Source organism: Kitasatospora sp. NPDC003701 (assembly GCF_053587085.1).
In genome coordinates this window covers 63,443-79,531 of sequence record NZ_JBSFNM010000024.1, presented here as the reverse complement: position 1 = coordinate 79,531, position 16,089 = coordinate 63,443, and the positions used below count along the sequence as shown (strand labels likewise).

Genomic DNA, 16,089 nt, shown 5'->3' with positions numbered 1-16,089 from the left:
GGTCATGGCAGCAGCTCCAGCTCGAGAAGCGGTCGACGGTCCCGCCGGGCGGCGGGGGCAGGGCCGGAAGCCTCCGGGGGCACGGCCCCTGCCGGGGGCTCGGGGTGCCGGGGGTCGGCAGGGCCCGCCGGGGCCGAGGGGGCCGAGGGGCCGGCCGGCTCCGCCGGGCTCTCGGGGGCGAGCCGGGTGCTGAGGTGCCGGGCCAGGTCGGCCGGGGTGGCGTGCTCGAACACCAGCGTCGCGGGCAGCCGCAGGCCGGTCACCGTGTTGAGCCGGTTGCGCAGCTCGATGGCCAGCAGCGAGGTGAAGCCGAGGTCCAGGAACGGGTGCGCGGGGTCGGCCACGTCCGGTGACGGGTGGCCGAGCACGGTCGCCACCTCGGCGCGGACCAGCTCCAGCGCCGCCTGCTCGCGGTCCCCGGCGCCCGTCTCGCCGAGGCGCTCGCGAAGGCGCGGCGCCGCCGCGGGACGGGCGGGCGCCCCCTTCGTGCGCACCAGGCTGCGGTACAGCGGCGGCACGTCCGCGCCCTGGTCGGAGCGGAGTTCACCGGTGTCCAGCCGGGCCAGGACGGGTGCGGCGGGCTCGCTCTCGCGGGCCGCGTCGAACAGGGCCAGGCCCTGCTCCTCGGAGAGCGGGGCGAGGCCCATCCGGCGCAGCCGGCGCAGGTCGAGCTCGTCCAGGTGGCCGGTCATGCTCTCCGCCGCGGCCCACGGCCCCCAGGCCAGCGACAGGGCCGGCAGCCCCGAGGCCCTGCGGTGCGCCGCCAGGGCGTCCAGGTAGGCGTTGGCGGCGGCGTAGTTGCCCTGCCCGGGGCCGCCGAGGGTGGCGGCGGTCGAGGAGAACAGGACGAACTCGGCGAGGTCCAGGCCCTGCGTCAGTTCGTGCAGGTGGGTCGCCGCGTCCACCTTGGGGCGCAGCACCGCCGCCAGCCGGTCCGGGGTCAGCTCGGTGATCACGCCGTCGTCCAGGACGCCGGCGGCGTGCACCACCGCCGTCAGCGGGCGCGCAGCGGGGATCCGGTCCAGCAGGGCGGCCAGTGCCGCGCGGTCCGCGACGTCGCAGGCCTCGACGGAGGCCGTCGCGCCGAGTGCCGCCAGTTCGGCGACCAGCTCGTCGGCGCCCCGGGCCCGGGCCCCGCTCCGGCTGACCAGCAGCAGGTGGCGGGCGCCGTGCCGGGTCACCAGGTGCCGGGCCAGCAGCCGGCCCAGGCCGCCGGTGGCGCCGGTCAGCAGGACCGTTCCGGCGGGATCGGGCTCGCGGACCGCCTGTCGGGCCCGGGGCGCCCCGGCCAGTCGCGGCACGAGCAGCCCGCCGGCCCGCAGCGCCAGCTGCGGCTCGCCGGCGGCCAGGGCGGCGGGCAGCGCCCGCCAGGACTCGGGGTGCCCGTCGACGTCCACCAGGACGAACCGGTCGGGGTTCTCCGTCTGGGCCGACCTGACCAGTCCCCAGACCGGGGCGTGGGCGAGGTCGGTCGGGGCGCCGCCCGCCGCCACGGCCCCCCGGGTGAGCAGCACCAGCCGCGAGTCGGCGAACCGCTCGTCGGCCAGCCACCCCTGGAGCAGGGCCAGGGCGTGCCGGGTGGCCGTGTGGACGTCGTCGACCTCGGCGGCGCCCGGTGTCGCGGTGCCCAGCACGGCGAGCACCGTCCGCGGCCCGGGCGCGCCCGGCGGCAGCGAGGCGGCGAGGCCGGCCAGGTCGGCGTACCGCCGCGCCGTGACTCCCCCGGCGGCGGCGCCCTGGTCCGCTCCGATCAGGACCGGCGGCTCGGCGTCCGGTCCGTGCTCGGCCCCCGGCCGGGGCAGCGGCACCCAGTCGACGTGCAGGGCGGCGTCCCGGGTGCCGGAGCTGGTGGCGCGCAGCTGTGCGGAGGAGACGGCCTTCATGACGAAGGACTCCACCCGCAGCGCGAGGCGCCCGCTCTGGTCGGCGATGGTGAGCGTGACCTCGTCCGGTGAGATCGGCGAGAGGCGGACCCGCAGCGATCCCGGCCCCGGGGTGAACTTCCGGACCCCGGCCAGCGAGAACAGGATCGGTGCGTGCTCGGAGTCGCCGTTCTCGCCCTCGCCGAACGCCAGCAGTTGCCGGTGCACGGCCGAGTCCAGCATGGCGGGGTGGATCTCGAAGCGTTCCGCCTCGGCGCGGTACTCCTCCGGGAGGTGCACCTCGGTGAGCCAGTCGTCGCCCAGCCGCCAGGCCCGGCGCAGGCTGCGGAAGGCCGGGCCGAAGTGGTAGCCGCGCCGGTACAGCCGGGTGTAGAGCTCGTCGACGTCGACCGGGACGGCGCCCCGCGGGGGCCAGACGCCGAGGTCGGGCAGCTCGGGGCGCTCCTCCGGGCCCGAGGCCAGGACCCCGCTGGCGTTGCGGGTCCAGGCGGTGGCGCGGCTGCCGGCCCCGGTGTCGCGGCGGGAGTGGATGGTGAGCTGCCGGCGGCCCTCCTGGTCCGCTGCCCCGACCCAGACCTGTACGGAGACGGCGCCCTGCTCGGGCAGTTCCACCGGCGTCTCGAAGGTGAGGTCGTCCACCCGGTCGCAGCCGATCTGCCGGCCGGCCCGCAGGGCCAGCTCCAGCAGCGCCAGGCCGGGCACGACCACGGTCTCCATGATCACGTGGTCGGCGAGCCAGGGGTGGTCCGCCCGGGAGAGCCGGCTGGTGAACATCCAGCCCTCGCCGCCCACGACCTCGACGGCGAGCCCCATCATCGGGTGGTCCGCCGGGTCGAGGCCGAGTGCCCCCGCGCCGTCGCCCGCGGCTGCGGCGGCGGGTGCGGCGACCGGCCGGGCCTCGGCCCAGTGCCGCTGCCGCTGGAACGGGTAGGTCGGCAGCTCGACGACGCGCCCGCCGGTGGCACCGAGCACCGAGGCCCAGTCCCAGCCGACGCCGTGCACGTGCAGCTCGGCCACGGCCGAGGCCAGCGCCGCGGCCTCGCCGACCGGTCCGCGCACGGCCGGCACCAGGACGGGCGCCCGGTCGCCGCTGTTCTCCGGCAGGCAGTCCCGGCCGAGCACCGTGAGGGCGCCGTCCGGGCCGATCTCCAGGAAGGCCGTCACGCCCTGCTCGCCCAGCCACCGCATGCCGTCGGCGAAGCGCACCGCCTCGCGGACGTGGCGCGCCCAGTACGCGGGGGAGCAGATCTCGGCCGCGGTCACCGGGCCGCCGGTCAGGTTGGAGACGATCGGGATCCTCGGCGGCGACCAGGTGAGCCCGCGGGCCACCTCGGTGAACTCGGCGAGCATCCCCTCCATGTGCGGGGAGTGGAACGCGTGGCTGACCCGCAGCCGGGTCGTGCGCCGTCCGAGTTCGCGCCACGGCCGGGCCGCCTCGAACACCGCCTCCTCGTCGCCCGCGAGCACCACGGCCCGGGGGCCGTTCACCGCCGCGATGCACACCTGCCCGGCGCGGCCGGCCAGGGTCGGCGCGAGCTCCGCCTCGGAGGCCTCGACCGCGACCATCACGCCGCCGGCGGGCTGCTGCTGCATCAGGCGGCCGCGCGCCGCGACCAGCGCGGCCGCGTCGGGCAGCGAGAGGACCCCTGCGGCGTGGGCCGCGACGAGCTCCCCGACGGAGTGGCCGATCAGGTGGTCCGGTGCCAGCCCCCAGCTCTCCAGCAGCCGGAACAGCGCGGTCTCGAAGGCGAACAGGGCCGCCTGGGTGTAGACCGTCCGGTCCAGCAGCCGGGCCTCGTCCGTACCGGGCCCCGCGAACATCACCTCGCGCAGCGGACGGTCGAGGTGCCGGTCCAGCTGGGCGCAGGCGGCGTCCAGCGCCTCGGCGAACACCGGGTGGCTCGCGGCCAGCCCGGCGCCCATGCCGAGCCGCTGGCTGCCCTGTCCGCTGAAGAGCACCGCCGTCCTGGGGGTCCGGGCGGCCGTCCCCCGCAGCAGGCCGGGGTCGGACTCGCCGTCGGCCAGGGCGGCCAGGCCGCGCAGCAGCGCCTCCCGGTCGTCGGCGAGCACCACCGCCCGCTGCTCGAAGCTCGTGCGCGCGCTCGCCAGGGTGTACGCCACGTCCGCCGGGTCGAGCCCGGGGCGGGCTACCAGGTGGTCGCGCAGCCGGCGGGCCTGCGCCTGGAGGGCGGCCTCGCCGCGCCCGGAGACCGGGAAGGCGGCCCGGGTCCGCTCGGCGGGCGACGGCGCCGCCGGGGGCTCAGGGGCCGTCGTGGCCCGCGGGGGCTCCTCCAGCAGCACATGGGCGTTGGTGCCGCTGATCCCGAAGCCGGAGACTCCGGCGCGGCGCGGCCGGTCGGCGCGCGGCCAGGGCCGGGGCTCGGTGAGCAGCCGGACGGCGCCGGCCGACCAGTCGACGTGCGGGGTGGGCCGTTGCGCGTGCAGGGTCCGCGGAAGCACCTCGTGGCGCATCGCCTGCACCATCTTGATGACGCCCGCCACGCCGGCGGCGGCCTGGGTGTGACCGATGTTCGACTTGAGGGTGCCCAGCCAGAGCGGGCGGTCCGCGGCGCGTTCGCGTCCGTAGACGGCCAGCAGCGCCTGCGCCTCGACGGGGTCGCCGAGCCGGGTGGCGGTGCCGTGCGCCTCGACCGCGTCGACGTCGCCGGCGCGCAGCCCGGCCCCGGCGAGCGCCTCCCGGATGACCCGCTGCTGGGACCGGCCGTTCGGGGCGGAGAGCCCGTTGCTGGCGCCGTCCTGGTTGACGGCGCTGCCGCGGACCACCGCGAGCACCGGGTGGCCGTTGCGGCGCGCGTCCGACAGCCGCTCCAGCAGCAGCATCCCGGCGCCCTCGGCCCAGCCCGTGCCGTCGGCCTCGGCGGAGAACGAGCGGCAGCGGCCGTCCGCGGCCAGCCCGCGCTGCCTGCTGAACTCCAGGAACAGCGTGGGCATCGACATCACCGTGACACCGCCGGCCAGCGCCAGCGTGCTCTCGCCCCGCCGCAGCGACTGGCAGGCCAGGTGCAGGGCCACCAGCGAGGAGGAACAGGCGGTGTCGACCGTGACGGCGGGGCCCTCCAGGCCGAGCGTGTAGGCCACCCGTCCGGAGACCACCGAGGCGGACACCCCGGTCAGGCGGTAGCCCTCGGCGCCGCCGTCGGTCGCCCGCAGCCGCTCGTCGTAGTCCTGCCCGGCCACGCCGGTGAAGACGGCCGTGCGGCTGCCGCGCAGTGACCGGGGGTCGATGCCGGCCCGCTCGAAGGCCTCCCAGGCGGTCTCCAGGACGAGGCGCTGCTGCGGGTCCACCGTCGCCGCCTCGCGGGGGCTCAGGCCGAAGAAGCCGGCGTCGAACCGCGTCGCGTCGGCGAGGAAGCCGCCGTGCCTGACGTAGCTCGTGCCCGCGTGGTCCGGGTCCGGGTCGTAGAGCGCGTCCAGGTCCCAGCCGCGGTCCTGCGGGAATCCGGTGACGGCGTCGGTACCGGTGTCGACCAGCCGCCACAGGCCCTCCGGGTCCTCCACCCCGCCCGGGTAGCGGCAGCTCATCGCCACGATCGCGATCGGATCGTCCGGCTCCTGCGAGCGGCGCTCCGGCGGCGCCGTGGCACCGGCCGGCTGCTCCCCGGCGAACTCGGCCGCCAGGTGCCGGGCCAGCGCGCCCGCCGAGGGGTGGTCGAAGACCACCGTGGTGGGCAGCCGGAGTCCGGTCGCCCGCACCAGCCGGTCGCTCAGCTCGACGACGGTGAGCGAGTCGAAGCCGAGCTCGTCGAAGGCCCGCGCGGGATCGATCGCGTCCGGACCGCCGTGCCGCAGGACGGCCGCGGCCTCGGCCCGGACCAGTTCCAGCAGCAGCGCGTCGCGCTCGGTGGCGGACAGCGCGGCCAGCCGCTCCCCGAGGCCGCCGTCGGGCGCCGGCCCGGCGGCGGCCGGCGTCCACGGCAGCTCGGCGAGCAGCGGGCCGGGGCGCGCGGCGGTGAAGACCGGGGCGAACCGCTGCCAGTCGACGTCCGCGACGACCAGACAGCCCTCGTCCGCGGCGACCGCCTGCTGGAGCGCGGTGAGGGCGAGCTCGGGTGCCATCGGCGCGAGGCCCTGACGGCCCAGCTGCTCGGCGCCGACCTCGGTGACCATGCCCTCCCCCGCCCAGAAGCCCCAGGCGACGGCGGTGCCCGGCAGACCGCGCGACCTGCGCCGTTCCACCAGGGCGTCGAGGTGGGCGTTGGCGGCCGCGTAGAGGCCCTGGCGCCGCCCGCCCCAGATTCCGGCGCCGGAGGAGAACACCACGAAGGCGTCCAGCGGCCGCTCGGCGCCGAAGAGTTCGTCCAGGTGGACGGCCCCGCGCGCCTTGGCGTCCAGGGTGGCGGCCAGCTGCTCCGGCGTCGCGTCCGCCAGCGGGACGGTGCCGCCGACCCCGGCGGCGTGGAAGACGGCCCGCACCGGGGTGCCCCGCGCCTCCAGCGAGGCCACCAGCGCGGCGAGCGCGGCGCGGTCCGCGACGTCGCAGGCGGCGACGGTCGCCTCGGCGCCCAGGGCGGCGAGTTCGGCGGTGAGTTCGGCCGCACCAGGCGCGGCCGGGCCACGCCGGCCGGCCAGCACCAGCCGGCGGGTGCCACCGGCCGCGAGCCGACGGGCGAGCTGCCCGCCGACCGCGCCGGTCCCGCCGGTGATCAGGACGGTGCCGTCGAACCGCCAGGGGCGTTCGGGCCCCGGCCCGGCGGTCGGCGCGGGCACCAGCCGGCGGGCGAACACCCCGTCGGCGCGCAGGGCCACCTGGTCCTCACCGGTCGCCCCCGCCAGCACGGCCGCGAGCCGGGCCCGGCCGCGCTCGTCGGACGCGGCGGGCAGGTCGACCAGTCCGCCCCAGCGGCCCGGGTGCTCCAGGGCCGCGACCCGGCCCAGGCCCCAGAGCCGCGCCCGGTCGGGCCGGGTCACCGCGTCCGAGCGGCCGACCTGGACGGCGCCCCCGGTCGCGCACCACAGGGGTGCCTGCTGGTCGAGGTCCCCGAGTGCCTGGAGCAGGGCCAGCGTGCCGGCCGTGGCGGCGGGCTCCCCGGCCTCGGCCGGGCCGCCGTCGCGGGCCTCGTCGCCGTCGTCGCCGTCGTCGCCGGTGAGCGCCAGCAGGGACAGCACGCCCACGACGGGACCGTGCTCCGGACCGGCCGACGCCGCCCGCAGCCGCTCCGCGACCGCGGCCCGCCCGGTGTCGGCGCCGACCGCGACGGGCACGACGCGGGCCCCGTGCCCGGTCAGCGCCCGCACCGCGTCGGCCGCCGCCCCGGTGGTCGGGACGGCGCTCGCGCCGAACGGCAGCACCACCAGCCACACGCCGTCGAGACGGGCGTCGCCCGGGGGCGGCGCCACCGGCCGCCAGGCGACCCGGTAGCGCCACCCGTCGATGACCGCCCGGGACTCCCGGCCGCGCTGCCACGCGGAGAGCGCCGGGAGCAGCTCGCCGAGCGTGCTGTCCCCGCGGACGTCCAGCGCACCGGCCAGGGCGTCCACGTCACCCCGGCCGACCGCCTCCCAGAACTCGGCGTCGACCGCGGCGGGACGCGTCGCGGACGCGGACTCCCGGGCGGGCGGGCGGGGTTGGAACCGCTCGCGCTGGAAGGCGTACGTCGGCAGGTCGACCGGCGGCACCGGGCCCGGCGCCCCCGGCCAGCTCACCTCGGCGCCCCGGACGTACCGCTCGGCGAGCGCCCGCAGCGGCTCCCCGGCCGGCGCCGCGGCCGCACCGGCCGGGTCCGCCGGCCGCGCGGGATCGACCACTCCCTGGAGCAGCCGGTCGGACGGGAGGCCGCGCTCCAGCGCCTCCAGCCCGGCCAGCAGCTCGGCCGGCCCGGTGCCGAGGACGACCGCGCGGTGCTCGAAGTGGGCGCGGCCGAGGGCCAGCGTGCGGGCCACCTCCTCCGGCGCGTACCCGGGCGCGGCCGACAGCCGCCGGTGCAGCCGCCCGGCCTGGGCCCGCAGCGCCTCGGCGCTGCGGGCGCTGACCGGCCAGGCGGTCGGCCCCGCGCCGGTCACCGACGCCGCCACCGGACCGGCGGGCGACCCGGCCGACGCGGACGGCGGTTCGGCGGGCGACTCCTCCAGCACGGCGTGCGCGTTGGTGCCGCTGATCCCGAACGCGGAGACGGCGGCGCGGCGCGGCCGGTCCTCGGTGCGCCGCCAGGCGACCTCGTCGGCCAGCAGCGCCACCGCGCCCCGCGACCAGTCGATGTGCGGGGAGGGCTGCTCGACGTGCAGGGTGCGCGGCAGCCGCTCGGCGCGCAGTGCCATGACCAGCTTGATGATTCCGGCCACGCCGGCCGCCGCCTGGGTGTGGCCGAGGTTGGACTTCAGCGACCCGAGCCACAGCGGTGCGTCGGCGGACCTCCCCCGGCCGTAGACCTCCTGCAGCGCCTGGGCCTCGATCGGGTCGCCGAGTGCGGTGCCGGTGCCGTGCGCCTCGACCGCGTCCACGTCGGCGGCGGCCAGTCCGGCGTTCTCCAGGGCCTGCCGGATCACCCGCTGCTGGGACGGGCCGTTGGGCGCGGTCAGCCCGTTGCTGGCGCCGTCCTGGTTGACCGCGCTGCCCCGGATCACCGCGAGCACCGGGTGTCCGTGCCGCCGCGCGTCCGACAGCCGCTCCAGGAGCAGCAGCCCGGCGCCCTCCGCCATGCCGAAGCCGTTCGCCCCGGCACCGAAGGCGCGGGAGCGGCCGTCCGGGGAGAGCGCCCGCTGCCTGCTGAACTCGACCAGCGGACCGGGGGTGGCGAGCACGGTCGCGCCGCCGGCCAGGGCCAGCGTGCACTCGCCCTGGCGCAGCGCCTGGCAGGCGAGGTGGACGGCGACCAGCGAGGAGGAGCAGGCGGTGTCGACCGTGATCGCCGGCCCCTCCAGACCCAGCGTGTAGGCGATCCGGCCGGAGGCGACGCTCGCGGCGGTGCCGGTGAGCAGGTAGCCGCCCAGGTCCGTCGGGGCGTCGTCCATCCGGACGGCGGGGTCGTAGTTCATGACACCGGCGAAGACCCCGGTCCGGGTGCCGCGGAGCGACTGCGGCGCGATCGCCGCGCGCTCCAGCGCCTCCCAGGCGGTCTCCAGCAGCAGCCGCTGCTGCGGGTCCATGGCCGCCGCCTCGCGCGGGCTGATCCCGAAGAACGCCGCGTCGAAGCCGAACGGATCGCCCAGGAACCCGCCGTCGGCGGCGTAGCTGGTGCCCTCGTGCTCCGGGTCGGGGTGGAAGTGGCGGTCCCGGTCGTGGCCGCGGTCCGCGGGATAGCCCGCGATGACGTCCCGCCCCTCGGCGACGAGGCGCCACAGCTCCTCGGGGGTGTCGGCGCCGCCGGGCAGCCGGCAGGCCATCGAGACGATGGCGATCGGTTCGGACCGGCCCTCCTCCACGGCGGTCAGCCGCTGCCGGGTGCTGTGCAGATCGGTGGTGACCCGCTTCAGGTAGTCGAGGAGCCGATCGTCGTGCTGAGCCATTCGGAAGACCTCACTCACGGCAGGGACGGGGGCGGTGCGGCGTTCAGCCCGCGGACGGCCCGAACTCGTGGTCGATGAAGGCGAAGACCGCGTCGGCGTCGGCCGCGCGCAGGACGTCGAGGATGTGGGAGCCGACCTCGGGCGGCGCCACGCCGGCCGGCGGCGCCACGTCGGCCTGCGGCTCCGGGCCGGGCAGGCCGGTGCCGTCGGGGGAGCCCGGTTCGGTGTGCAGCCACTGCGCCAGGGCCGTCGGCACCGGGTGGTCGTAGACGAGCGTGGCGGGCAACGGCCGCCCGAGTGCGGTGGACAGGCGGTGGCTGAGTTCCACGGCGATCAGCGAGTCCACGCCGAGTTCCTTGAAGGTGAGCCCGGGGTCGATCGCCTCGGGCCGGGCGTGGCCCAGCATCGCCGCGACCTCGCTCCGCACCAGCCCGAGCAGGGGGTGCTCCGGGTCGGGCAGGGGGTGCTCCGGCCCGGGTGGCTCGGTGGCGACCGGTGCCGCCGGGCCCGCCGGCTCGGCGGCGATCGGCCGCGCGGCCGCCGTCGGCGCCGTGGCGACCGGCTCCACCGGTGCCGCCGGGTCGGCCGGTGCCGCGCTCCCGGGGCGCCGGCGCCGGAAGGGGTAGCCGGGGAGTCCGCCGCGGCGGACTCCGTGCGCGGCACCCACCCGGGCCCAGTCGATCTCCGCCCCCGCCGCGTACAGCCCGCCCAGCGCACGCAGCGCGGTGGCCCGGTCGGACGCCCCGCGGCGCAGGCTCGGCAGCCGCAGCAACCGCTCGGGCCGGTCCGCGGCCCGCGCGGCGAGGTCGAGCAGGACGGGGTGCGGCCCCGCCTCCAGCAGCACGGTCGCCTCCAGCCGCTCGACGGTGCCCAGCGCGGCGGCGAACCTGACCGGCTCCCGGGCCTGCCGCCGCCAGTACGCGGCGTCGAGCGGGGCCGTGACCACCTCCCCGGTCAGCGTGGAGACCATGGTGGTCCTCGGGACACCGGGCGCGATCGCGGCGGCGGCCTGCTCGATCGCGTCCAGCGCCGGCTCCATGAGCGCCGAGTGGAAGGCGTGCGGGACCGGCAGCGCGGTGCAGTCGAGCCCCCGGCCGGACAGGGTCCGGGCCAGCCGTTCGACCTCGTCGCGCGGGCCCGACAGCACGACCTCGCCCGCGTGGTGGTGGGCCGCGACGGCGACCGCCCCCGCCGACGCGGCGGCCCCGGCCGCGGCGACCTGCGCGGGCTCCCCGCGCACCGAGAGCATCGCCCCGCCGGGCGGGAGCGCCTGCATCAGCCGACCGCGTTCGGCGGCCAGCAGGATGCCCTCGCCGGGCGTCATGGCCCCCGACGCGCAGGCGGCGGCCAGTTCCCCGACCCCGTGGCCGAGCAGCACGTCCGGTCGCAGGCCCCAGGAGTGCCAGAGCCGCCACAGCGCCCACTCGACGGCGAACAGCGCGGGCTGGGCCGCCTCCGTCCGGTCCAGCACATCGGTCTCCGCCGGCCCGGGGTGGAGCACCGACCGCAGCCGCCGGCCCCCGGGCAGCGGGCCGAGCAGTTCGTCGCACTCGTCGACCGCCGCCCGGAAGACCGGCTCGGTGAGGTACAGCCCGCGCCCCATCCCGGCGTACTGCGACCCCTGCCCGCCGAACAGCACCGCCACCCGGGGCGGCGCCCCCGGCTGCGGCGCCGACCCGGGGAGGTCGTCCACCGCCCGGCCCGCCGCGAGCGCGCGCAGCCGGAAGCGGGCGTCCTCCGGGGAGTCCGCCAGGACGGCCGCGCGATGGGCGAAGTGCGTCCTGCCCTCCCCCGCGGTACGGCAGACGTCCGCGAGCGCGGGCTCGGGGGCGGCCGCCAACCGCCGCGCAAGGCGGCCGGCCAACTCGGCCAGGGCCTGCGGGCTGCGGGCGGAGAGCGGAAGCAGGTGGGTCCCGGCGCCCGGCCCGGGGGTGGGCGCCGGCGGCGGGGCCTCCTCCACGATCAGGTGCGCGTTGGTGCCCGCGAGGCCGAACGAGCTCACCCCGGCGCGCCGCACCCGCTCGCCCCGGGGCCAGGCCCGTTCCTCGGTCGGCAGCGCCAGCCGGCCGGCGGCCGCGGCGAGCGCGGGGTGCGCGGACGCCAGGTGCAGGTGGCGCGGAATCCGCTCGTGCTCCAGCGACAGCACCACCTTGATCAGCCCGGCGATTCCGGCGGCGGCCTCCAGGTGTCCGATGTTGGTCTTGACCGAACCCAGGACCAGCGGGCCCGCACCGGCCGGGCGGTCCGCGACGACCGCGCTCAGCGCCGTCAGCTCGGCGAGGTCGCCGACCGGGGTGCCGGTGCCGTGCGCCTCGATGTGGTCGAGCTCGCCGGCCCGGAGCCGCGCGGCGGCCAACGCGTCCTGCACGAGGCTCCGTTGCGCCGCCGGGTCCGGGGCGGTCAGGCCGGTGGCGGAGCCGTCGTGGTTGACGGCGCCGCCCCGGATCAGGGCCCGGACCGGGTCGCCGTCACGGCGCGCGTCGCCGAGCCGCTTGAGGACGACGAAACCGCCGCCCTCCCCCCGCACGTAGCCGTCGGCGGACTCGTCGAAGGCCCTGCACCGACCGTTCGGCGACAGCGTTCCGAGCCGGTCCATGGCGGCGGTGGTGGCTCCGGAGGACAGCACGTTCACGCCGCCCGCGAGGGCGACGGCGCTCTCGCCCAGCCGCAGGCTCTGGCACGCGAGGTGGACCGCCACCAGGGAGGAGGACGAGGCCGTGTCCACCACCAGGGCGGGGCCCGCCAGTCCGAGCAGGTGGGCGACCCGGCCGGCGGTCAGCGCGGTGAGACCGCCGGTGACCGCGTAGGGGTCGGTCGCGGCGGGGTCGGTCGCGGCGGCGTCGGCCTCCTTGCGGTCCGGGGCCACCGCCCCGACGAAGACCCCGGCGCGGGTACCGGCCAGCCCGCCGGGCGCGAGCGCGGCGTCCTCCAGGGCCTCCCACGCCAGTTCCAGGGCCAGCCGCTGCTGCGGGTCGACCAGCGCCGCCTCACGGGGTGACAGACCCATGAACGCGGCGTCGTACTCGTCCACCGCGTCGAGCAGTCCGGCGCGGCGCTTCGCCTCGGCGAGCCCGGCATCCGGCGCCCAACGGCCGGCCGGCACGGGGACGACGGCATCACCGGCGCGGGCGAGCAACTCCCAGAACCCGGCCGGGTCGTTCGCGCCACCGGGGAGGCGGCAGCTCAGCCCGATCACGGCGATCGGCTCGTCCCAGGCGGCGGGCGGGGTCGTGGCGGGCGGGGTCGTGGCGGGCACCGTCGTCACCGGTCCCTCCGTGCGTGCTGCGACACGGCGGCTCCCCGCCGCCGGTCGTACGGCTCGGCGCCGACACCGGCGCGGGGAGGACAGAACAGTGGCCGCGCGGCAGCGCAGGCACGCCGGCGGACCCACCGGCGCTTCGTCTCGGGCACCCGTGCTCCCTCATGAGGTTTGCGTGGACAGGCCGAACCGACCGCGACCGGGCGAAGGCCGCAGTGGATCGGGACGGAGGTCGGTGCGCCGGCACACCCACGGGCTCGCGCACTCGTCCGAAAGCCGACCGCGTCGTCGCAGACGGACGTCAAGCAGTCTCACAATGATCCGCTCGGGGCGACAACCCCTGTTTTTCTAGGGGAGTTGACTCCGCGTCACCTGTCCGCCCGACCCGGTCGTTAGGGGTGCCCGGGAGCGTCGAGCACCTCGGCGAGCTGAGCCCGACGCTTGACGTGCAGCTTGCGGTAGACGCTCGTGAGGTGCTGCTCCACCGTGCTGACGGTGACGTTCAGGGCGAGCGCGATCTCGCGGTTGTACCGGCCCTCGGCGGCCAGCCTCGCCACCCGCTGTTCGGCCCGGCTGAGCTGCGCGTCCGCGTCCGCCTGGGCGGCCGGAGCCGTAGCGACCGGAGCCGTTCCGACCGGAGCGGACACGGCACCGCCGGACACGACGCCGGCGACCGGCTCCGCCGCCCCGAGCCGGGCCACCAGGGGTTCGGCACCGCACTCCTCGGCCAGCGCCAGCGCCTCGCGGCGGAACGCCTCGGCACGGTCGCCGTGGCCCGTCGCCCGCTCCGCGTCGGCGAGATCGGCCACCGCGCGGGCCTGCTCCAGCCGGTCCCCGCAGTCGCGCAGCAGCTCTGCGGCCTCCCGCAGCAGCGGCAGGCGCTGCTCGGCCGGCAGCGTCGCGGCGCGCAGCCGCAGCGCCAGCGCCCGCGGGCGCAGGGCGGGGCCGTCCGCGCACCGGGCGATCTGGCCGGCCGCGTAGCGGGCGGCGGCGGACGGATCCCCGAGCGCCAGGCACGCCTGCGCCGCGGAGCTGCGCCACGGCACCAGCCCGGGGTGGTCGATGCCCCAGGCGACCATCAGCTCACCGCAGGTCAGGAAGTCGCCCAGGGCTTCGCGCGGGTGCCCGCCGGCCAGGCGGTGATGCCCGCGCGCGTGCAGGTAGGGGAGGCCGAAGCGGGTCTGCAGGCTCGCCGGGTGCAACGGCAGCTCCAACAGCTCCGCCGCCCGGAGCAACTCCCCGCGCTCGGTCAGGGCCCGTACCAGCACGGCCAGCGGCACGGTGTACCCGATCCCCCAGGCGGCCGGCCGGAGTGCGGCCAGCGCGGCCCGGGCGCAGGATCCGGCGGCGCCGAGCGCGCCCGACCGCAGCGCGATCTCCGCCTGGAGCTCGGCCACCAGCGCCCGCCCGACGGGCCCGGACACGCCGGGGAGCACCTCCGTCAACCGGGCCGCCCAGTTCCGGGCCCTGGGCGTCTGCTCCAGGTACACGAGCACCTGGAGGGCCCGGAGCGCCGCCTCCGGCTCCCCGTCGCTGCCGACCGACAGGGCCAACAGCCGTTCGGCGGCGGCGCAGGTCTCCTCGTCGCCCCGGCCCGACAGCACCGCCACCAGCAGGGCGGAGGCCCGCTCGATCGGGGGAGCGGTCGTGTCGTGCAGCTCGACCGGTGGCAGCTGCCCCTGCATCGAGGGGTGGGAGTGCGCCAACCAGAGCCGGGCGAGCCGCAGTTCCGGTGCCGGCTCCCCTCCGTCGGCCCGTCGGGCCGCGCCGAGGATCTCGACGACCGGCTCGAACCGGCCGTGCCACAGCAGCGCCCGGAGCAGCTGGGCGGTGTGCCTACCGCCCAGCTGCCCCCGGTCCTGGGCGGCGATGAGCGCCGGCAGGTGGCGCGCGGCGACCTCCGGATCCTGCCGCCATTCCAGCAGGGCCAGCTTGGAGACGATCCGCGCCCTGCGGCCGGGATCGGGGCAGACCGCGGCCGCCTGCCGCAGGCAGGCCGCCGCCAGCTCGGTACGACCCGCCGCCAGCGCCTTCACCACCACCTCCTCCAGCAGCCGCAGCAGCATTTCGCCGCAGCCCTCCCCCACCTCCAGCAGGTGCTCGGCGACGGCGGTGACCTCCGCGCCCTCCTCGTGGAGCAGTTGGGCCGCCGTGCAGTGCAGGTCCGCCCGTTCCTCCGGGTCCATGTCGTCCAGCAGCGCGTCGCGCGCCTCGGCGCGGCGCAGGCCCCGGCCGTCGGTCAGCCCCGCCGCCTCCAGGGTCCGCAGCGCCTGGGCGACGGTGCGTTCGTCCACGCCCGCCAGCCGGGCGAGCGAGGCGGGTGCGGGGGAACCGCCCAGGACGGCCAGCGCACGCGCCACGGGGAGGACCCCGGGCCAGCTCCGCCGGACGGCGCCGACCGCGGCCCGGCGGTAGGCCGCTCCGAGCCCCGGCGCGGCGGCGCCGGGGTCGAGCGCCTCCCAGTCCGCCGCCACGGCCCTCACCAGGGCCGGATTGCCACCGGTGGCGGCGTGACACTCCGTCACGAGCTGCCGGGCCCGCTCCGCCCCGACCCGCCCGGCCAGCAGCCGCTCGACGTCGGCCGGGGACAGCGCTCTGAGCTCGATGCTGCGGAACGTCCGGAGCCGGGGCAGCTCGCCCCGCAGTTCTCCCAGCGACGAGTGGGGGTGGTACCCCTCCGTCAGCACCACCGTCACCCGCGCCGAATCCGCGCGCCGGGCGAAGTACAACAAGCAGTGCAGCGAGGCGAGATCGGCGTCCTGGACGTCGTCCACCGCGATGACCACCGTCCGCTCGGCGGCGAGCTCCCGGAGGTCGGACCAGAGCCGATGAGCCAGCTCCGCCCCGGAGACGTCCTGCGTCGGACAGCGCACGCCCTCGGCGCTGCGCGAGCGCACCAGGTGGGCGAAGAGCTGGCGCATCACGCCCATGTCGAGGTCCCGCTCGAAGGACCACGCCGCGGCCTCCAGCACCAGCGCGCCCCGCGCCCTGGCCTCGCCGAGGACCTGGCGCAGCAGGGCCGATTTGCCGCTGCCCGCCGGGCCGCTGACCAGGGCGAATCCGCCGCGGCCCCGGCACGACCGGTCGAGGAGGTCCGCCAGATCGGCGCTCGACCGCTCACGGGCGACCAGCCCCGGCACCTCGGCCTCGCCCGGCGGATCCGCCGGGCGGTACTCCGCCCCGTACTCTCTCCGCGCAGGGACTACCGTCACACGGGCCCAGCTCGTCACTCGAATCCCCCATCCGAGTCGGTTACCACATGCGTTCGAAACGTTACCCAGGCCGCAACCCGACCACCAAGGTCAATTTCGTGTCCGCACTACGACGGAGCGTGATAGCCGGTGCTCATCACCGACACCGCGCTCGCGGGAATCATGGACTCGGGAACGGCGACGACCACGGACCGGACACCCCCTACCCGAGGGCACTCCTCGGCCGGCCGAAGATAGGGGTCAGCCGCGGGAACCCGCCTGCCAGCCCGTC

3 protein-coding genes are annotated in these 16,089 nt (G+C 77.8%); all 3 read right to left on the bottom strand.

The window, feature by feature from the left end:
* Positions 1–2 precede the first annotated feature (2 nt).
* Positions 3–9,347: a type I polyketide synthase gene (locus tag ACWDRR_RS23045; RefSeq protein ID WP_449774071.1), complete on the bottom strand. Its 9,345-nt coding sequence runs from the start codon at positions 9,345–9,347 to the stop codon at positions 3–5.
* A gap of 43 nt (positions 9,348–9,390) precedes the next feature.
* On the bottom strand, positions 9,391–12,612 hold the full coding sequence (locus ACWDRR_RS23040) for a type I polyketide synthase (protein ID WP_449774070.1): 3,222 nt from the start codon (positions 12,610–12,612) through the stop codon (positions 9,391–9,393).
* A 386-nt stretch (positions 12,613–12,998) separates the two neighbouring features.
* Positions 12,999–15,818 carry an AAA family ATPase gene (locus ACWDRR_RS23035; protein ID WP_449774069.1) on the bottom strand — a complete coding sequence of 940 codons (2,820 nt, stop codon included), beginning with the start codon at positions 15,816–15,818 and terminating at the stop codon, positions 12,999–13,001.
* Between the last annotated feature and the right edge of the window lie 271 nt (positions 15,819–16,089).

Excerpts from the sequence above, each read along its gene's own strand:
- ACWDRR_RS23045 (WP_449774071.1), bottom strand. The coding sequence starts at position 9,347 with ATGGCTCAGCACGACGATCGGCTCCTCGACTACCTGAAGCGGGTCACC.